This is a genomic window from Xanthomonas sp. LMG 12460, assembly GCF_009192895.1.
Taxonomy (GTDB): domain Bacteria; phylum Pseudomonadota; class Gammaproteobacteria; order Xanthomonadales; family Xanthomonadaceae; genus Xanthomonas_A; species Xanthomonas_A sontii.
Genome location: NZ_NKUH01000075.1, coordinates 1 through 17,423 on the forward strand (window position 1 = coordinate 1; position 17,423 = coordinate 17,423).

Sequence of the window (17,423 nt, forward strand, 5' to 3'; positions counted from 1 at the left end):
CGGATGGTGCACCGCGCTGCACGCATCATGCAGCGCGACGCACGCGCTGATCTGGATTGAGGAGACGTTAGCGCTTGGGGTGCGCCGCCGGTCTCACTTGCCGGCTTTGGACGACCGCGACATTGAAATGGTCATCTGCGCTGGCTAGCGTCACGCCTCCCCCACTGCTGGACACGCCATGAAGACCCCCCGTTTGCTCGGCACCTTGCTCGCCGCGGCCGCCACGCTGTTCTCGGCCGGCGCCGCCCTGGCGCAGACCGTCACCGTGACCCCGAGCGAAGTCCACCAGACCATCCAGGGCTTCGGCGGCATGAACGGCGCCGGCTGGATCGCCGACCTCACCCCGGCCCAGGTCGACCTGGCCTTCGGCAGCGACACCGGGCAGATCGGCCTGTCGATCATGCGCATGCGCATCGATCCGTCCAGTTCCGGTTGGAGCCAACAGGTACCGTCGGCGGTGCGGGCCCGCGCGCACGGCGCGGTGCTGCTGGCCACGCCGTGGTCGGCGCCGGCCTACATGAAGTCCAACAACAACCTCAACAACGGCGGCAAGCTGCTGCCGCAGTACTACGACGCGTACGCCAAGCACCTGCTGGACTTCACCGCCTACATGGACAGCAAGGGCGCGCCGATCTACGCCCTGTCGCTGCAGAACGAGCCGGACTGGCATCCGGACTACGAGTCGGGCGACTGGAACGGCACCGACTTCCTCAATTTCATCAGCGCGCAGGGTGCGAAGTTCGGCAAGTTCAAGCTGCTCGCCGCCGAGTCGCTGGGCTTCAACACCGCGCTGACCGACCCGGTGCTCAACAGCAGCGCCGCCCAGTACCTGTCCATCATCGGCGGGCACCTGTATGGCGTGCAGCCCAAGGACTACCCGCTGGCGCGCAGCAAGGGCAAGCAGCTGTGGATGACCGAGCACTACACCGACAACACCGACGGCAACGCCTGGCCGTCCGCGCTCGGCGTGGGCAGCGAACTGCACAACAGCATGCTGGCCAACTACAGCGGCTACATCTGGTGGTACATCCGACGCAGCTACGGGCTGATCGCCGAGAACGGCACGGTGAGCAAGCGCGGCTACGTGATGTCGCAATACGCACGCTTCGTGCGTCCGGGGTCCGTGCGCATCGGCGCCACCGCCGCGCCGTATAACGACGTCGCCGTCAGCGCCTACAAGACCCCGAGCGGCAAGCTGGTTCTGGTGGCGGTCAACACCGGCACCCAGCATCGGCAGCTCACCGTGCGCGTGCCCGCCGGCAGCGCCACCGCGTTCACCAAGTACAGCACCTCCTCCAGCCTCAACGTCGGCTACGGCGGCAAGTACAGCGTCGCTTCGGGCCAGACCGTGGTCTACGTCGATCCGCAGAGCGTGGCGACGCTGGTCGGCGAGTGATCGTCGCGATGGTTTGAATTTGTTGGATCGACCCGCGGCAGCCCGGCGCTGCCGCGGGCGTTTTCGGGAGTACTGTCCGCGTCGTCGCGGTGCCACGCCGTGAGCGTCGGCACCGAGACACGCGCCAGCGATCAGCCCAGCTTGGCCAGGAACGCCAGCAAGGCCTGATTGAACTCCTCGGCATGACTGGTGTTGCAGCCATGCGGCGCATCCCTCAGCAACACCACGTCGCTGCCGGCGATGGCGCGATGGGTGCGCTGGCCCGAGCCTTCGTACGGCACCGTGGCGTCGGCATCGCCGTGCAGCACCAGGGTCGGCACGTCGACCTTCTTGAGGTCCTCGCGGAAATCGGTGGTGCCGAACGCCTGCATGCAGCCCAGCGCCGCGGTCTGATCGCTCTGCAGGCACAGCGCGATCGCCTCCTGGCGCTGCGCCTCGCTGACCTTCAGCGTGCCGTGGGCGCTGAAGAAGCCGCGGGTGAAGTCGTCGAAGAAGGTCTCGCGCGAGGCCTTCAGCCCCTGCTCCATCTCCTGCGCCTGCTCCTTGCTCAGCGGCCCTTCCGGGTTGTCGTCGGTCTTAAGCATGTACGGCGGCACCGCGGAGGCGAACACTACCGCTGCCAGCTTCTCGGTGCCATGCCGCGCCACGTAGCGCGCCACCTCGCCACCGCCCATTGAGAAGCCGACCAGCACTGCGTCGCGCAGTTGCTTGTCTTCGATGATGCCGGCCAGGTCGTCGGCCAGGGTGTCGTACTCGTAGCCGTCGGCCGGCTTCTCGGAACGGCCGAAGCCGCGACGATCGTAGGCGATGACCCGGTAGCCGGCCTGCTGCAGCGGCCCGACCTGGTCCTTCCACGCCTCGGCCGACAGCGGCCAGCCATGGATCAGGATCACCGGACGACCGGCACCGCCGGTATCTTCGACATGCAGACGGACACGTGTGCTGGTGGCAGCCATGGACAGGACCTCGTGGTGGGGAGTCGCGGCAGCTTCCACTGCCGCATGTCCGGCCCGCGTGAGTGCCGTGTGTCCGAGCGTTTAACGCGGCGCGAGGGCGCTCAACCGATCCGCGGCAGGGCGCGGGTCAACTGCGCCAGCGCATCCCGCGCGATGCTGTGAAATGCCGCAGACATGTGCGCGTCCTCGATGACGCGCTCCCAGAACGCGGCCATACCGGCCATTGTGTGGCATCTACGGCGCGAACAGTCACCAGTCAATGCGCCAGGCCGCATCCACCCCGGAACACGACACAGAGCCGCACCAACGCATATGTCGGGCATCGCGCCTGCCTGCGGTCGAATAGATGCATGAATAGATAATCGAATGGCGCAGGGCAAGGCCTCGCCTGTTTTTTCTGGGTCTTTTTGCATCCATGCGCCAATCCAGAGCGCCATCCGTGAATAGATTGACGAATAGATACTCGCGCCGACCGATCGCTTCGATGCCTCCAAGCGACCGGTCGCGAGCGCCGGCTGACGCTCGCTCGATCAATCAGCGCGGTAACGCAAGTGCGCCGGACATCACGTCCAGTTGTCGTTGCCGAAGTCGCCGTCGTCCTGGAAGTCCTGGCCCATGTCCTGCTGCGGCGTGTCGTCGTAGTAGTTGTTGGTGATGTTCTCGACTACCGTCTCCTGCGGCGCGCCGCCGCCGAACAGGCCGCCGCCGTGGTGGCCGCCCAGCAGGCTTTCCACGCCCTCGAACAGGAACATGCCGCCGGCCACGCCGGCCGCCGTGGTGGCCGCGGTGCTGAGGAAGCTGGGGCCACGCGCGGCGGCCGGTGCCGGCGTCGGCTCCGCGGCCGCAGCGCCACCGCCGAACCAGCGCTCGCGCCAGCCGGGCGCACCGGCGCCCGCGACGCCTGCGGCGGCGGGTGCCGGGGGCAACGGCGGCGGCGCCGCATTGAAGCTCTGGCCCAGGAAGCTGGCCGGCGGCGGCGGGGGCGTGGCCGCCTGCTGCAACTGCGCGATCTGCGCCTTGGCGGCCTCCAGCGCGTGCTCCAGCAGCAAGGTGCGCTGTACCAGCAGATACGCGGCATCGGGTTGATCGGCCAGGCGCGCGTGGATCAGCGCGTCGGCCTGCGGATCTTTGGCCACCCCGCCGGCGCTGCGCAGGCGCGCCAGGAAGTCTTCGAGAAGCTGCTGTTCTTGCGGAGTCATACCCGTACCTGGATGCGATGACCGGCCCAGTGCCGGCACGGCACGGTATGGGCATCGCCCGGCGCAGGCCAAGGGTGCGTCCAAGTTCCGGTGTATCGGCATTCATCAATCACGCGCGCCGGGAAAACCAGCCCGGCGGCCGCACTGGCGAACTCCGACATTCTTCCGACAACGGGCGCCAGGTACGCCCCCACTCCAAGCGCAGAAGCCCTGATTATTCCGCGTCGATGTCCGAACTGGAGGAGGACGTCGCATGCGGCAGCCGCGCCGCCCACATGTTGTCGACCAGGTTCGGATACGGTCGGCCATTCTCCTCGGCACGCTGCTTCGCCGCTTCCTTCTGCGACGGCGACAGCGGCTGGCTGCGTTGACCGCGCGGATTCGGCTTCTTCCATGGAGGCGTCTTGGACGAGGGCATGGGCGTCAGGGTGAGCGGAGAGGTGCCATCGTGATCCGGCCATGCGTGCGTGGAGGGTGAAGGGGCCAGCGGTCGGCTGTGCCGACACCTAGCCGTCCAACATCTTGCCGGCGGAGGTGCGGTATTCCCCCTTCGTCATTACATCAAACTCGCCAGACACCGGCTTGCTTGGATATCCTCGCACTCCACGACGCGTAAGATTGCACTGCGCCAACTCGAACCCACGCTACATCACCTCCACCGTTGCCAGCCAACTGAGCGGAAACCAATATCGGCGTCGCCGAGCGATGGTTGGAATTGTTTAGCCACCGGAATGCATATGAGCAAGCAACACACAGACATCAGCAAGTTCCTCAGCTTTGTGCTTCGCCACGAGCCACAGGCCGCTGGCATTACCCTCGACAGCGAAGGCTGGGCGGAGGTCGATGCATTGATCGCAGGTGCTGCGCAAAGCGGCAGGACGCTCGATGCAGATCTCATTCGCGCCGTGGTGGACAGCAGCGACAAAAAACGCTTCGCACTCTCGGAAGATGGCCGCCGCATCCGTGCTGTCCAGGGCCATTCGACTGAGAGCGTCGCCATTCAGTACGAAGCCAAGGTGCCGCCAGAGTTCCTCTACCACGGCACAGCCACACGGTTTCTGGACGCGATCCTGGCCGAGGGCTTACGCGCGGGCCAACGGCATCATGTGCATCTGTCGCAAGACATCGCGACCGCGACCACGGTCGGGCAACGTCATGGCAAGCCGGTTGTCCTGAAAGTCGAAGCCCTGCGAATGCACCAGCAGGGCTTTGCCTTCTTTCAGGCGGACAATGGCGTCTGGCTCACCCAGGCAGTTCCGAGCAGCTTTTTCTCGGAAATCTAGTTCCTATGGCTATCTCGCTTGGGCGCCCATACCGCGCGTGCGACTGGGCAGGAATGCCCAGGGCCGCATAATCCTTTGCTCCGATTTGGCGGGCGTTACGAGACGATCCCTGCATTACTCCGAATCCACCCCCGCCAGCGCGAACACCCACCGCGGCACCACGGGTTCACCAGCATAGAAGTCCTTGGGCTTGTCCTCGGCCATCGCCCAGCGGTGCAGCCAGCTGATCCCGCCAGGACCGGTGTACCCCTCGGCGTGGGTGTAGGCGGGATCGCGCAATGCCTCCTCCAGGCCGATGAAGGCGTAGCCACGACGGCGCGTGGCCGCGATCAGATCCGGGAATGTGGCAGCGTTGAGCGCGTTGGCGTGCATCAGCCACACCTGCGGGATACGGCGGCCGAACAGCGCCTGCGATTCGCGCTCGAAGAAATCCAGCTTGTTGAGCATGTACGGCACGTAGCCCTTGCGCAGGCGCAGCAGCATGGCGTCGCGCGCCGGGCCTGGCGGCTCGTCCAGCACATGCGCGTAGGCGAACGCCCATACCCACTCGCCGCTGTCCACCGTAACCGGCGCGATGCGGTAGCCATGCGCGACCAGGAAGCCGTTGACCGCCTCACGGTCGGCGACGCTGCGGCCGGTGGCCAGATACGGATGACGGAACCACTGCAACGACTGGCCACGCTCGGCCAGCAACGGCCGCAAGGTGCGCTCGCCGCGCACGATCGCGTCCTCGTACGCCGGCACGCCCACCCGGTGCAGGTTCACATGGCCGTAAGTGTGGTTGCCAAGCGCATAGCCGGCATCCAGCCAGTCGCGCAGCATCGCCACGCGTTGCGGCTGCACCTGTCCGTCCTGCTCCAGCTTGTCTTCGTTGACGAAGCCGACGATGGGTACCTGCGCCTGCCGCAGCGAGGCCATCAACTGCGCATGCAGCGCCGGCAACTGGGCAGGCGGCGTCTGCTCGATGCGCTGCCACGGCAGGTCGTCGATGGTTACCGCGATGCGGCGCGTGTCGTCCTGGGCCTGGGCGGATGCGGCGACGCACAGCAGGGCCGGCAGCAACAGGCAGCGAAGTACTCTCATCGGACGCCCCCAGTATGGAGTTGCCAGTCTATACGCACACATGCGGACGACACCAAGGAGCACCTGTCAGCCGATTGCGCGCCCTGCCTGGCTGACTCACCGGCAAGAGCCAGGCACCGAAGATTCAACGCCCTGCGTACGCGTTGCCACGATCCTGCGAGCAGGATAAAGGAGAGCGGCGCTGCAGGTTCCGAGCCAATACCCTCACTAGTTGCTCGCGCGCCAAGCGCTTTCGTGCAGGCGACATGGCCGGCAGGACCTCCACAAGCGCATCGCTGAGCGGCAGCGACCAGGTCGCCTCTGGGCCATCCATCTCCTGATCTCTTCGGCCACCTGGCAGGCCATGGATCCATGCCAGCATGAATGGCTTCTGCGACTGCGAATGGAACTCCAGCGGCGCCCCGCGTTCGGGCACGATGCGGACCGTCATGGACGGGCTATCGTCGGTCCATGGAATAGATTCGCCATAGAGCCGCTCGAGCGCGTCTCTCACGCCATCTCCATTCACTTGCGCGGCACGCAGTTGGCGCTGCTGTAGGGGTGGGCAATCCCGATCGACAAACAGCGCATTGCGGATTCTGGCGATGGTTGCTGGTTCCATCGCCCGCTGCTGCAACGCGCCCAGCCCGGTCGCGCGATCGATGCGAGGCGCGCGTGCCGCCGCGAACAGCGCCATCACCTTGTCCGTAGCGACCCCCTGCTCGGCGTGCCTCGCCCCATCCTGGTCCGTCCAGCGCATGACGAACCCTATGCCGTTGCGCGCCGGAACCAAGTGGAAACGTTCATCGACGTACCCCCACCCCATGTATGTGTATTGGACCGAGACCGAGGCGATCCTGATCGGGGCTTGCCGCCTGGCCGGCGCCGCAGCACGTCCTGCAGCAAGCAGCCAGAGCGATGCCACGGCAACGACGATGACCAACGCGATACGCATGCGATTCCCCCCAAGTGCAGGCAAGCTAATCCACCTTTCATGCAGAGGGAAGCCGCCAGCGCCGGAATCTCCTTTTCGCACGTCCAATCGACACGGACCGCGTGCGCCGCGGAGCGGGTGCGCGAGCGATGCAGAACACGCGAGGCGCCGGCACTCGCGCCGCCATGGCACCATGCAGATGCGCCGACTCGCGCGCGGACCCGAACAAACGGAAACGAGGGAATGAGGAAAGCGCTTTGGCTGGTCTGGACGTGCCTGCTGCTCGCCGGGTGCACGAACACGGCGCAGGCGCCCGCCGCAGCGGCAGCGGCGGCAAGGAAGGACGCCACCACGCAACCGGTGCCACCTCCCGCACGCACGGTAGCGGAGCAGCTCGGTGGTCAGCGCGGCAGCGGTGCGCCTTACGAACTGGCTGGAACCCAGGTGTGGGATGTCCCCGATCCCGTGTCCGGCCGCACCTACCAGGTGTTCGTGGCGTTGCCTGCCGGCTATGCCGACCATTCCGAGCGGCGCTACCCGGTGCTGTACGCCACCGATGCCGACTACGCGTTTCCGGTGGCGCGGCAGATTGCGCGGCGCTTGAACGGCGAAGGTCCGGCTATCGAGGACTTCATCCTGGTCGGCTTGTCGTATGCACTCGGCGATGAACCGATGCCAAGCCGTCGCCGCGACTACACGCCCACCACCGAGGCCGGCAATGTTGCGGCCGCCGGTGCCACTCACGGGGGTTCCAGCACCTACATTGCGTACTTGCGCGACCACGTGCTCCCTTTCGTTGCGCGGCACTATCGCACCGATGAAGCGCGGCGCCTGTTCCTTGGCCATTCCTACGGCGGCCTGCTCGGTACGCAGATCCTGCTGAGCACACCCGAGCTGTTTTCCGGCTACATCCTGGGCAGTCCATCGTACTGGTTCGGCGAACATGCCATGCGCGCCGAGGAAGCGCGCTTCGCCTCCAGTCACCGCGATCTGCCGGCTCAGGTCTACATGTATGTCGGCGAGTACGAACAGCGCCGCTACGGCAAGCGCTACGACATGGTGACCGACGCGCAGCAGATGGTGCAGACCTTGCGCGGACGGCACTATCGGTCGCTGCGCCTGCAGTTGGACGTGCTCGACGACGAGGATCACCTGAGCGTTGCGCCGCGCGGGCTCACCCATGGCTTGAAGTTCCTGCTGGGTGTTCCGCGGCAGTGAGGCGCGGCGCGCACGCCGCCGGTCGGGCGGATGCTGCATCTCCACGGATGGCGTTGTCGCGGCTGAAGCCGCTCCTACAGGTGCCGGCCGGCCGCCGCTAAAGGTCTTCTAAAGCAACGCCATTTACCGGCACGTGTTCGCAGAAGTTTACATAAGGCACCGCACAAAAGCCGGTCAGTACTTCAGCGCATCCGCCGTCGGCGCCAGTGGCGCGAAGCGCGCACCGCTGAAATCGTGCAGCAACTGGAAGGCCGGCTCGCCACGCTTCGCCACCTCTCGGAAGTCGCTCTTGCGCAGGCGATAGAGCCTGCCCTCGCGCGCGAACACCAGGTCGCCGCCATCCCAGTCGGCCCAGTCGCTGCCCGGCAGGTCGACCAGCACGGTGCCGTCGCGGTCCAGCACCCGGTGATCCAGGCCATACCACGCATGATTTTCCTGGCCGACCGCATGCAGCAGCGACTGCAGGCGGCGGCCGTTGGCGCCGAGCTTCTCGCGCACGCGCGGGCGGCTGAAGCGGAACAATGCGCCGCTGCGCAGTCCGCCACGTTCGCCCTCGCCGTCATCGTGCAACTGCCAGCCATCGCGCTCGCGCAACACGCCGTCGATCGGCTCGTCCTCGCCGCCGCCCGAATGCGTGCCGAACGGCCGCACCTGCAGATGGTGCGGCAACTGGAAGCCGGTCGGCATCGGAAAAGGATCCCGCCCCTCGCGTGGCCGGTGGTTCAACAACAAGGTCCGCTCGTCCTCGAACATTCCGCCGCCGCCCCAGCTGTCGCCCTTCGGCCACAGCGCCAGTGCGGTGAAGAACGGCGGCCGCGACAGCGCGGTCCAGGTGCCGAAGTCGCCGCGCTGCTTGGAGGCGAAGTACACCAGCAGCCGACCCGACGGCGACAGGTCGCAGCGCCGCTCGTAGATGCGGCCCTTGAACCACTGGCCGTGCACGAACGTGTCGTCGCGCAGATCCCAGTGGATCAGCTGCACCTGCTTGCTCGGCCCGCGGCGGAAGATCACCCCGATGCGCGCCTCGCGCGCCAGCAAGGCGAACAGGCGGGTTGACGGCGGGCACTGCAACGCTGGGGATTGTGCGGGCTCCATCTGCGGATCTCCTCGCAGGACACGGCTGTCACAGTGGCAGACCCGCGGCACCGCGACAACCGCCGCCGGCGCGCCGCATTCGCGACGCGCATGCCACCACCGATGTCCGCACCGGGCCCGCCTCTACGCGTCGTGCTACTTGGCGATCACCGACGTCCCCGACGGCACCATGTAGCAGGCCTGCGCCTTGGCACAGGCCTCGGCGTTGATCTCGGCGATCTGGCTGGCCAGGTACTGCTCCGGGGTCAGGCCCATGCGGTTGCGGTAGGCGTTGTCCGCATCGGCCTTGGCCACCTGCTCCTGCTCGCGCTGGCGCTCGGCGGTGGTGGCTTCCACCAGGGTCTTGACCCGCTGCTGCTGCGCCGCGGTCAGGTTCATCTGCTGCAGCACGTCGGGATTGGGGCGGGCACGGCCGAGGGTGATGTTCTGGATCTGGATCGGCAGGCCCTGCTCCTTGACCAGGGTGCGCACGTTCTCGGTGACCGAGTCGTCGATCTTCCGCGCCGTGTCCGGGTCGCTCATCATCCGCGTCATGTCGTAGCGCTTGACCTGGTCGCGCACGATCGCCGCGTACTGGCTGGCGACGTTGTTCTTGAACCAGTCCTGCCCGAAGCCGGACAGCAACCGCGCTGGCGCGGTGATCCGGTATTGGATCTGCGTGGAGAAGTCCAACAGGATGTTGTCGCTGGACGAGAAGTCGTCGAAGGCCACCTGCACCGTCTGCGGCGTGGTGTCCACGTACACCGCCGACGTCGTCATCCAGGTGTAGGTGCGGCCGGGATCGCGCACGTCGTCCAGGCGGATGCCGCCCTTGCCGAACAGCAGCGGCTTATCCACCAGCACCGCCTGCTGCCCCGGATCGGGCGAGACCACGGTACAGCCGCACAGCAAGGCCGCCACAGCGGCGGCCAGCATGGAATGTTTCATCGATGTCCCCCTGAAGGACGGCGCCGCGCGCCGTCGTGTGCGGGGGATGCTAGCGCATCATGGGAGGCGAGGCATCTGCTTGTCTGCCGACGCCAGGCAGGCGCCGCTCCTCTCGCGCCGCGTCCTGCAACCAAGGCTGACGCCGGTAGGCTGAAGCCCACAAGAAGGCAGGCTCAGTGCTTCGAACTGGCAGGCGTCATCGCGCGGCACTGTGCGAGCAACGCCTCACCGGCGGGGCTTTCCCTCCTCATGGATCGGTCGCCAAAGGCTTGGAGCACCTCGGTCCGCACGCGTTCGGCACTCTCGGATGAATCGACAAGATGCGGGTCGTCCGACGCCATGCCGAAGCCCGGCAGCGCCGAAGGCTCCAGATGTCCCAATGCCACCAGTTGCCCGCACAGCCCGTAGTGGTAGGCGGCGTACTCGTTCCCAGCCAGCGACACGTCGCCAGCGGCGAACATGCCCACGTGGAATCCCTCATGCGCCACCAGATCGGCGACGTTGGCCAGCGTCGCCTCTTCGCTCTGCAGCACCGGGGCGACGAGGACCAGCTTCGGCCCTCTGCCTACCCTGTAGAAGGTCGCCAGGTAGTCCACCCGACTGGGCACGACGAGCAACGTGATGGCGATGTTCTGCACGTGCGACTGGGCGCTGACCAACGCGAGCGCCTCGGAGGCGACGCGGCAGATCCGCTCAGGCGTGCGCTCCAGTCCCTTGGCAAAGGCCACCTTGATGCGGCGATCGCTGCAGACGATGGGTTTTTCGAAGTGCACGGGCTGCGCGCGCCCCTGCGTCGCGACCTGAGAGCGTGTCAGGAACAAGCCCATCCCATTGATGGCACTGTGCTTGTTCATGCCCTCGACGGAGAGGCGTGGTGCATCCGCCGCCAGCGCTTGCGTGCAGAAAAGTCCCAGCCAAAAGCACTGAAAAGCCGCTAGACGCATCCACCTACATTGACGCAACTTGCGCTGTAACCGCGCAGCCAAGTCATCGCGCGTCACTATCCGGATCCTGACATGCATGATCGAGAGGCACCTGGTGCCCAGCGCGCTCCCGATGAAGGGTCACGCCTCGCCGGTATTGGGCACCGTACTTCTGATAGCGGACGAGTCCTCCCTTTTCGAGACGAAATCGATCCTCCGGCTCCGAAAAAACCGGGCATGCGCTGTAGCCAACCTCGTTGTCGTCGCTGCAATAGCGGACATGGAGCGTGTCGCCACGCACCTCCCCTTGCAGTTGCCCAGCGCCACCGCGGATGTTGGTTCCCTCGCTCCAATCGCCCGTTACACGATCGCCGTTCTGCTGCAGGTCGAGACTCAAGTAATGGCCCCGGTCGCAGCGCTTTGCATAGCTCCAGCTACCGGAGAAGCCACCAGTTCTGTGCGCGAATGCCACGCCTGGGTATGCATTCGCCAACATGATGGCGCCAGCGGTCATCCAGGCGGTCACACTAGCACCAAGTGAGCTTTCCCTCGCCATTCGCCACTTACCTAAATCGCCATCCCGCGATGTGGTGCTGCCTGCTCTTGATTTTGTGCCAGCGACTGTTGCCGTTCAAGTTCCTGCAAGCGCTGCATGGACTCCTGCACAGGAGTGGCGATGGCCTGCTCGGTTCCCATATGCGCCCGTAGGTGCGCCGGATCGTTCAAAGCGCCCTGTACGACAAAGACATGCTCGCCAGCCGCATACCGCTCGGTTCTGGTGTTCAGCACCACATGATCAATGCGCGTGAGGCCATTCTCTTGCGCCAAGCCGGCCAGACTCGCGCTCATTCGTTCACTCGTTTCATCCGAGGAGCGACCAAGCGAAACATCCAGGCGCTGCACTGCGCTACGCGCCTGATCGAGTAACGGAGAGGTCGGGCCGGACGTCGCGGGCCGCTCGCCTTCGATCATCCCTTGGCGACCGGGAACGGCTCGCTGCATGTCACCTTGGGGCGCCTGCTCCTGCTGTCGCGCTTCGCCCAATTCGATTCCCAGCGTGCCAGGTTGGTAGTCCTGCACTTTCACGGTTTGGCCTTGCGCGTTTTGGATCAGCAGGTCGCTACCCTGCATTTGATACGTGTGAAGCCCATCCGCGCTTCGGAAGACGCCCTCCGGGTCTCCCTCCTGTCTTGCGCCTCCGCTAAGGCGCTGGCCACTCCAGTACACCTGGCCATGACCATCGGTGTCCTGTACGACGTCACCGTCTCCGACAACATAGGTATCCCGACCAGCCCCGCCGCGCAGCACATCGCGCCCTTCCCCACCGATCAGGACATCGTCGCCCTGCCCTCCGATCAACGTGTCGTTGCCTCCTCCCCCCAGCAGCAGATCGTTGTTGGCGACCTCATGTCCGCCACGTCGCCGCGTCGCATCCAACGTCGCCGAATGATCCGGGTCTACCGCAACCCGTGCCGACGCCCGGCCTGGATCGACGTAAATCGAACCTGCATTGAACGCCTCGTTGGTGAGGCGATCGGCAATTTCCGGGTGGTCCGCGCGTAGATCGGACAGCAATCGTGTTCTGGCAGGCTCAAGCGACTGAGCAAGCGTTTTGACCTGGCCACGGTCGGCAAGCAAGGTGGCATAGTCACGATTCGCTTCTGCGATCAGATTGCGCTGGCCAGGATTGCCATCCACATCCACACCCCAGCGCGCCTCGTCACGATTGATGCGATCACGATGGAGTTGGTACATCTGATAGGTCGACAACGCCTCATCCCGCGTCACGTTGTTGGGATCGTTGTACAGCCCGAAGAGCTCCGACTCCATGAAGCGGCGTTTGCGCAACCCTGGCTCCGCGGCAGCATTGCTGCCCCATGCGTTGTAACGCATTTCGAACCATGCTTCGGAGCGGTCTCCAGCCGTTACCGCATCGCGGAAGGGCTGCATGTTGGCGTTGTAGGATCCCGCGCCACGGTTATAGACCAGCGACACGAGCGCGGCGCGCTCCTGTGACATCGGCATGTTCAGTCCCGCGATGGGGCGCTCATATTCCGGCAAGGACGCCGACAGCAATCTGTCACCCTCTTGGGCGTTGAGCGTACGGTCGAACTGCAGACCTAAGCGCGTACGGTCTCCTGGCGCAGCTGCGTCGATGGCCTCGAGTTGCCGCCATTGCGCCTCATTGAGTGCGATGCCGGATTCACGCCAGAGCGCAACATTGTTGCCCCGATTGAAGGTGTAGCCATAGCCGATGGTCGCTCGACCGTCGCCCACATCCTGCGAGTGGGCGTGCAGGCTTTCCGTGAGCTTGATCAGATCACCGGTCAGGGTATTGTATTGTTCTTGCGGTAGCTGGCGATAGATGATGGGCATGCGAGATCTCCTTATCAGGCAATAGAGCTACATCAGGTCCGAGTAGTCCCCGATCTGGTTGCATATCTTCGTAGGTGGATTGCCAAGCTTTACGATGCGGCGCTTGCTCGCGGCAGCTGCATCCTTCGGGGAAACAATCCGATACAGCAGGTATAAGTCGCCCTTGGCCTCCCAAAGACCAAAAGTAGAAAGATCCGAGAATTGGTACGTTTTGCCATCCGACTGGCGAGCCGTGAAGGTGCACTCGGCATAGCTGCCCCACCCACAGCTGGCATCCAGGGTCTGCAATCCCCCCTTCCCGCCAAGATCGAAATGATAGGAGCGCCCCTCGTCGCCGTCGTTAATAGTCGGCGCAATCTGCGCTACAGACGTCTTAGTTCCAGCGCCCCAGGCACTGGCTTGCGTGCAGAGTGCGTCTCCGGAGCTTACGGCCGGCGCGCCGCCAGCAGGAACATTCGCACATCCGGCCAAGAGAAGGCCTGTCAGGCCCAGGCACCACAGCGGTTTCATCATCATGCGCAATCCTCGCCTCCGTCCCAAGGCATCACACTGGGAGGTACCACGGTCAGTCCAATGTGCGAAACGTATCCGATTCAGTGCCGCACTGTCCACGTGCCAGGTGGCGCCCTAAGTAGCCTGAAGCCCATGATTCATCGAAGGGCTGCCTGGCAGAAGTTGGCCATCCGGCGCCCCTCGGTCGAGTCCTTGGTCACCAAGCCATTCCGCATGAACCGCATCAGATCTTTGGCAGCCAAGATTCCCGCGGCGTTGGATGCGTTGACGCTTTCAGAAACACCCTCGGCCCGCTTTGGAAGCGCAATGGATGGCAAATCCTTGCTCCTCACCCATCCCAGTGCCTGCAGTTGCGCACATGCACCCATCGTGTAAGCCAGGCGCTCTTCCTCTTGCATCTCGGACGTCGTGCCGCTGAGGCCACGCAGTAGGTGGAATGTTTCGTGTGCCGTCGTGGAGACGACATTCGCGGCGGCCAGGTCGCTTTCCTTGTCTAACGCAAATGCATAGCCGGCGCTTGCGCTGGCCGCGGTTGCCAGGGACGACTTGCGGGCAATGAGTTGGTGACCGGCACTGATCAGATCCACAGTCAACTCCAACTCCATGCCAGGCAATTTCGATGTAGCGACGGCGTACTGCATTGCCGCCAGCACTGCGTCACAGGCGGGCGCAGCGTAGGTGTCTGCACTCCCCTGTCGTCGCAAGGCGACGCGCAGTGTTCCGCTGCGACACTCGTCAGTGACAGTGAACTTTTCGGCCGCGCGTGCGCTACCAGGTAACACGCTCACTGTTCTGACGACGAAGACCGGCCCAAGCTTGGTTACCGCCGTCGCGTGCGCGCCCTCTTTGGCAATCAAGTTGGCGGGTGGCACCTGGATAGAGGCGCAGGACGTCAGCAAAGAAAGCGCCATCGCGAGTGCGATGGCGCTTCCGCTAGAAGTCCACGCACAGGAGTGCGTGACCCATTTTCTTATTGCTGCGAGCACAGGTAAGGCGATGGATAGGTAGTGCACTTTGTGAACTGCGTAGTCGCCGATGCAGTTTGCACACCCTCGTACTTCGACGAAAAGACAACCGTGTTGGGACCTGCGGGAGCACTGACCACAAAAGGCGTGAGTCGATAGGTCAGCTTGTTGGCAGTCCCACCTTCGGCAGCAGACCACGCATTGACGGCACCCGGGTCGGAGAGGCGAAGCGAGTTTCCGCTGCGGTACCAGTTGAACATTGCCGAGGCCTGCACTGCGCCTGTCTGGGTGTTCGTCAGGATGAGCCTTACCGTTCCGTTCTCGGGATAGCCCACCGTCGATCCGCTGACGTCGATTTCGAACAGGGACGCGTCGGGCACGTCGGCCGCTGCAGCCGCCAACATACGCTGGTAGAGCGGAATAGATTCCTTGCCGCCCCCTCCGCCCCATGTGCCGCCGATCTCTCCCTCTGCGCCACAACCGCCTTTCTGTGTACAAGAGGCCTTGACGTTCCAGTGAACACTGCCGCCACATCCGGCTAAAGCCATTGCAATAGCGAGGACCCCAACTGTTTTCAGATTCGATCGCATATCAACACTCCGTTGTTTGACGCCTTCCTTCTTGGAAAGCCCGCCCATCCCATCACCAGTCCCCCACCACAGAACTAGGATTGCATCACAAATTCACGTCATGACTTATCCATCGGCAGAACCATTCTCTCCCGGATGCCTGCCTTCCAGGCTTCACGCTAACTCAGCGGCTCGATAAACGAGCCGTGGGCAGGATCCCCCGCTAATACGCGTTCCTCGCCCTAATCTTGTCTAGATCAATGAATAAGCCTGCCCGCCGCAGGTGTAGCCTCAAAATCCAGCGCATAGACTGCCCGCCCCTCGCGCACTCGGTTGGACGTCGGTTCGCACAGCGGCTGGCGGGCGATCTGCAGCAGCAGTTCACGCACGTCGTTCGCTGCGGCGCAGAGCGTGTTGCTCACTTCTGGCAGCGTCTGGCCGGCGCGCTCGGCTGTATCGCCGGCTGCCACCATCCTGGCATTGGCCGAGACGGTGTCAGCCAGCTGAGTGAGCCTGTCGATCTGCTGCTGCGTCACGCGGAACGTGCCACTGCCGGCGTCCGTCGCTGCCTGGACAGTGGCATCAGACAAGGCGCTGCGCGTCGTGTCCGTCCGCTGCGCGGGATAGGACAGCGCGTCCAGCACCAGGTTCACTTGCTCGGCCAACAACTCCAGGCAGAGCGCCAGCTCGCTCATGCGCACCTTGGGTTCGGCGGCGCGCTCCTCGGCCTGCGTGCGTGGCTGCGCCAGCCGGACCAGGAAGCGCACGTGATCGCGCAGCTTCGCCAAGCGGAACTGGCTGTCCTCCGGCAGGAAATAGCCGGGCATGTCGTCGTCGTCCAAACGGTCGTGCGCCATCGTTGCCTCCTCGTTCCATGAAGGGGTCCGCCGCCACGCATGGCGGACGGGAAGTCGGGAGGTTCGAAACCGCTAAGAGCCGGCGGGCGTATTTCCCCGAAGGGTGTTGTATTAGCCGCCCTCCCGACGCAGGCATTGCGTCGGCTTGCGCCCGAGCCTCGGGCACAAAAAACCCACCGGTTTGTCGGAGGTGGGTACCGCTCTTAGAGGAGTTTCGACGCTCCTTGCGGTAGAGATTGCTACCGCGGCGCGCGACCTGTCAATAGCGATCTATAGAATCTTTCATCAAGAAATCGAGTTGCCCTAGCGGTGCGTCGGTGGCTACGGGATACTCGCTAGCGACAGCCTCAGCTTGGACGCTCACAGGTAAGAAATAGCTAACTCCAAAGACGAAACGTCCGCAACGTCTCCCGAAATGATCAAAGACAACACCACACTCCACGAGCTCAGCTTTCCTTCGCTCTCCGCAGTGATGAGTCGCTACTTGCAGGTCACCGAGCAGAGCCGCGCCGGAGCAGTGGAGCGCTGGAGCCTCATCATCGGCCTGATTGGCGCCGGCTTCGGGCTATTGTCTGCCGCCTTGCTTGATGGCAAAGCGGCTCTCGTCTCTTCAGTGACCGGACTGGCGATTGAACTCGTCGGCTTTGCGGTCTTCGCTGTCTTACAGGTCATACGTGAAGCACAGAGCTTTCGACACCCATATGCCACCCATGCGCAGGAGATGGAGCAACAGTTTCATCACTATCAAGGTATCGTCACTGCACTGCGTGCGTTTCCTTTGGAGCACCGCCGCCAGCGCGAAACGTTCATCCGTGATCGCAGGACCAACATGCATGACCGTCTGGGCCTGTTTACCGGCGGAATGGAGAAGCTGGGCGTCATGCCGGTTCTGCTTGCGCTCTATCTGCAGTTCAAGGACTGGCGCTGGGGGGACTGGAGCGCATTTGGCAAGATCACGGCCGTCCAGAGCGTTCTCGCGTTCCTGCTGCTGTTCGCTTACGCGCTTTCCTGGCACCTGATACGATTGCGCGTTCGTGTGCAGACATACGAGCAACTGCTTGCTGAGGCGAACCGGCAGGACAATGCCGCGAGTGGTTGAGCACGCCTCAACGCGTAAAAAACCACTCGATGAACTCCTCGGCGACGTCGG

Annotated in this window: 18 protein-coding genes; 4 read left to right on the forward strand and 14 right to left on the reverse strand. The window is 64.2% G+C overall.

What is annotated here, in order from left to right; translation table 11 throughout:
* Positions 1 to 178 precede the first annotated feature (178 nt).
* Positions 179 to 1,396, forward strand: coding sequence for a glycoside hydrolase family 30 beta sandwich domain-containing protein (locus tag CEK66_RS15060; protein ID WP_193312674.1), 1,218 nt, complete (start codon positions 179 to 181; stop codon positions 1,394 to 1,396).
* Positions 1,397 to 1,527: 131 nt separating this feature from the next.
* On the opposite strand, the gene CEK66_RS15065 is transcribed toward CEK66_RS15060, so the two are convergent.
* From CEK66_RS15065 to CEK66_RS15075, 3 genes are all read right to left on the reverse strand, one after another.
* A complete protein-coding gene (locus tag CEK66_RS15065) occupies positions 1,528 to 2,352 on the reverse strand; it encodes an alpha/beta hydrolase (RefSeq protein ID WP_152237445.1) in 825 nt (274 codons plus the stop codon).
* Between the two features lie 563 nt (positions 2,353 to 2,915).
* Positions 2,916 to 3,551: a DUF2076 family protein gene (locus CEK66_RS15070; RefSeq protein WP_150409829.1), complete on the reverse strand. Its 636-nt coding sequence runs from the start codon at positions 3,549 to 3,551 to the stop codon at positions 2,916 to 2,918.
* A 214-nt stretch (positions 3,552 to 3,765) separates the two neighbouring features.
* Positions 3,766 to 3,969, reverse strand: coding sequence for a hypothetical protein (locus tag CEK66_RS15075; RefSeq protein ID WP_010340127.1), 204 nt, complete (start codon positions 3,967 to 3,969; stop codon positions 3,766 to 3,768).
* A 319-nt stretch (positions 3,970 to 4,288) separates the two neighbouring features.
* Between CEK66_RS15075 and CEK66_RS15080 the strand changes: the two genes are divergently transcribed.
* Complete coding sequence (locus tag CEK66_RS15080) at positions 4,289 to 4,834, forward strand: RNA 2'-phosphotransferase (protein ID WP_193312675.1); 546 nt, start codon at positions 4,289 to 4,291, stop codon at positions 4,832 to 4,834.
* Positions 4,835 to 4,948: 114 nt separating this feature from the next.
* Here the strand turns inward: CEK66_RS15080 and CEK66_RS15085 are convergent, their stop codons facing one another.
* Together CEK66_RS15085 and CEK66_RS15090 are read right to left on the reverse strand one after the other, a co-directional pair.
* Positions 4,949 to 5,917 carry a polysaccharide deacetylase family protein gene (locus tag CEK66_RS15085; RefSeq protein WP_152237447.1) on the reverse strand — a complete coding sequence of 323 codons (969 nt, stop codon included), beginning with the start codon at positions 5,915 to 5,917 and terminating at the stop codon, positions 4,949 to 4,951.
* Between the two features lie 124 nt (positions 5,918 to 6,041).
* Positions 6,042 to 6,851 (reverse strand): hypothetical protein, encoded by an 810-nt coding sequence (locus tag CEK66_RS15090; protein ID WP_152237448.1) that lies wholly within the window; start codon positions 6,849 to 6,851, stop codon positions 6,042 to 6,044.
* 222 nt (positions 6,852 to 7,073) lie between these two features.
* On the opposite strand from CEK66_RS15090, the gene CEK66_RS15095 reads away from it, so the two are divergent.
* The gene (locus tag CEK66_RS15095; RefSeq protein WP_152237449.1) at positions 7,074 to 8,048 is read left to right on the forward strand and encodes an alpha/beta hydrolase-fold protein; all 975 of its coding nucleotides are present in this window, start codon (positions 7,074 to 7,076) and stop codon (positions 8,046 to 8,048) included.
* A 174-nt stretch (positions 8,049 to 8,222) separates the two neighbouring features.
* Here the strand turns inward: CEK66_RS15095 and CEK66_RS15100 are convergent, their stop codons facing one another.
* The 9 genes from CEK66_RS15100 to CEK66_RS15140 form a co-directional block, all read right to left on the reverse strand.
* On the reverse strand, positions 8,223 to 9,143 hold the full coding sequence (locus CEK66_RS15100) for a hypothetical protein (protein ID WP_152237450.1): 921 nt from the start codon (positions 9,141 to 9,143) through the stop codon (positions 8,223 to 8,225).
* 135 nt (positions 9,144 to 9,278) lie between these two features.
* Positions 9,279 to 10,058: an SPFH domain-containing protein gene (locus tag CEK66_RS15105; RefSeq protein ID WP_152237466.1), complete on the reverse strand. Its 780-nt coding sequence runs from the start codon at positions 10,056 to 10,058 to the stop codon at positions 9,279 to 9,281.
* Between the two features lie 185 nt (positions 10,059 to 10,243).
* On the reverse strand, positions 10,244 to 11,071 hold the full coding sequence (locus tag CEK66_RS15110; protein ID WP_226978623.1) for a hypothetical protein: 828 nt from the start codon (positions 11,069 to 11,071) through the stop codon (positions 10,244 to 10,246).
* On the reverse strand, positions 11,058 to 11,390 hold the full coding sequence (locus tag CEK66_RS15115; protein ID WP_226978624.1) for a hypothetical protein: 333 nt from the start codon (positions 11,388 to 11,390) through the stop codon (positions 11,058 to 11,060). Before CEK66_RS15115 ends, CEK66_RS15110 begins: the two co-directional genes overlap by 14 nt.
* Before the next feature lie 170 nt (positions 11,391 to 11,560).
* Positions 11,561 to 13,369, reverse strand: a complete 1,809-nt coding sequence (locus tag CEK66_RS15120; protein WP_152237452.1) for an XVIPCD domain-containing protein — start codon at positions 13,367 to 13,369, stop codon at positions 11,561 to 11,563.
* A gap of 27 nt (positions 13,370 to 13,396) precedes the next feature.
* Positions 13,397 to 13,885, reverse strand: a complete 489-nt coding sequence (locus tag CEK66_RS20665; RefSeq protein ID WP_226978625.1) for a hypothetical protein — start codon at positions 13,883 to 13,885, stop codon at positions 13,397 to 13,399.
* 134 nt (positions 13,886 to 14,019) lie between these two features.
* On the reverse strand, positions 14,020 to 14,895 hold the full coding sequence (locus CEK66_RS15130) for a hypothetical protein (protein WP_226978626.1): 876 nt from the start codon (positions 14,893 to 14,895) through the stop codon (positions 14,020 to 14,022).
* Positions 14,853 to 15,485 (reverse strand): hypothetical protein, encoded by a 633-nt coding sequence (locus CEK66_RS15135; protein WP_152237454.1) that lies wholly within the window; start codon positions 15,483 to 15,485, stop codon positions 14,853 to 14,855. The genes CEK66_RS15130 and CEK66_RS15135 overlap by 43 nt, the downstream gene beginning before the upstream one ends.
* Positions 15,486 to 15,673: 188 nt before the next feature.
* Entirely contained in the window at positions 15,674 to 16,273 is a 600-nt protein-coding gene (locus CEK66_RS15140; protein ID WP_152237455.1) for a hypothetical protein, read from the reverse strand.
* A gap of 415 nt (positions 16,274 to 16,688) precedes the next feature.
* Here CEK66_RS15140 and CEK66_RS15150 point away from each other — a divergent pair, with 415 nt between their 5' ends.
* Entirely contained in the window at positions 16,689 to 17,372 is a 684-nt protein-coding gene (locus CEK66_RS15150) for a hypothetical protein (protein ID WP_152237456.1), read from the forward strand.
* The last annotated feature ends 51 nt before the right edge of the window (positions 17,373 to 17,423 follow it).

Bases quoted from the DNA above. Each gene is read 5' to 3' on its own strand.
- CEK66_RS15060 (WP_193312674.1), top strand. From the start codon at position 179: ATGAAGACCCCCCGTTTGCTCGGCACCTTGCTCGCCGCGGCCGCCACG.
- CEK66_RS15065 (WP_152237445.1), bottom strand. From the start codon at position 2,352: ATGGCTGCCACCAGCACACGTGTCCGTCTGCATGTCGAAGATACCGGC.
- CEK66_RS15070 (WP_150409829.1), bottom strand. From the start codon at position 3,551: ATGACTCCGCAAGAACAGCAGCTTCTCGAAGACTTCCTGGCGCGCCTG.
- CEK66_RS15075 (WP_010340127.1), bottom strand. From the start codon at position 3,969: ATGCCCTCGTCCAAGACGCCTCCATGGAAGAAGCCGAATCCGCGCGGT.
- CEK66_RS15080 (WP_193312675.1), top strand. From the start codon at position 4,289: ATGAGCAAGCAACACACAGACATCAGCAAGTTCCTCAGCTTTGTGCTT.
- CEK66_RS15085 (WP_152237447.1), bottom strand. From the start codon at position 5,917: ATGAGAGTACTTCGCTGCCTGTTGCTGCCGGCCCTGCTGTGCGTCGCC.
- CEK66_RS15090 (WP_152237448.1), bottom strand. From the start codon at position 6,851: ATGCGTATCGCGTTGGTCATCGTCGTTGCCGTGGCATCGCTCTGGCTG.
- CEK66_RS15095 (WP_152237449.1), top strand. From the start codon at position 7,074: ATGAGGAAAGCGCTTTGGCTGGTCTGGACGTGCCTGCTGCTCGCCGGG.
- CEK66_RS15100 (WP_152237450.1), bottom strand. From the start codon at position 9,143: ATGGAGCCCGCACAATCCCCAGCGTTGCAGTGCCCGCCGTCAACCCGC.
- CEK66_RS15105 (WP_152237466.1), bottom strand. From the start codon at position 10,058: ATGCTGGCCGCCGCTGTGGCGGCCTTGCTGTGCGGCTGTACCGTGGTC.
- CEK66_RS15120 (WP_152237452.1), bottom strand. From the start codon at position 13,369: ATGCCCATCATCTATCGCCAGCTACCGCAAGAACAATACAATACCCTG.
- CEK66_RS20665 (WP_226978625.1), bottom strand. From the start codon at position 13,885: ATGATGATGAAACCGCTGTGGTGCCTGGGCCTGACAGGCCTTCTCTTG.
- CEK66_RS15135 (WP_152237454.1), bottom strand. From the start codon at position 15,485: ATGGGCGGGCTTTCCAAGAAGGAAGGCGTCAAACAACGGAGTGTTGAT.
- CEK66_RS15140 (WP_152237455.1), bottom strand. From the start codon at position 16,273: ATGGCGCACGACCGTTTGGACGACGACGACATGCCCGGCTATTTCCTG.
- CEK66_RS15150 (WP_152237456.1), top strand. From the start codon at position 16,689: ATGATCAAAGACAACACCACACTCCACGAGCTCAGCTTTCCTTCGCTC.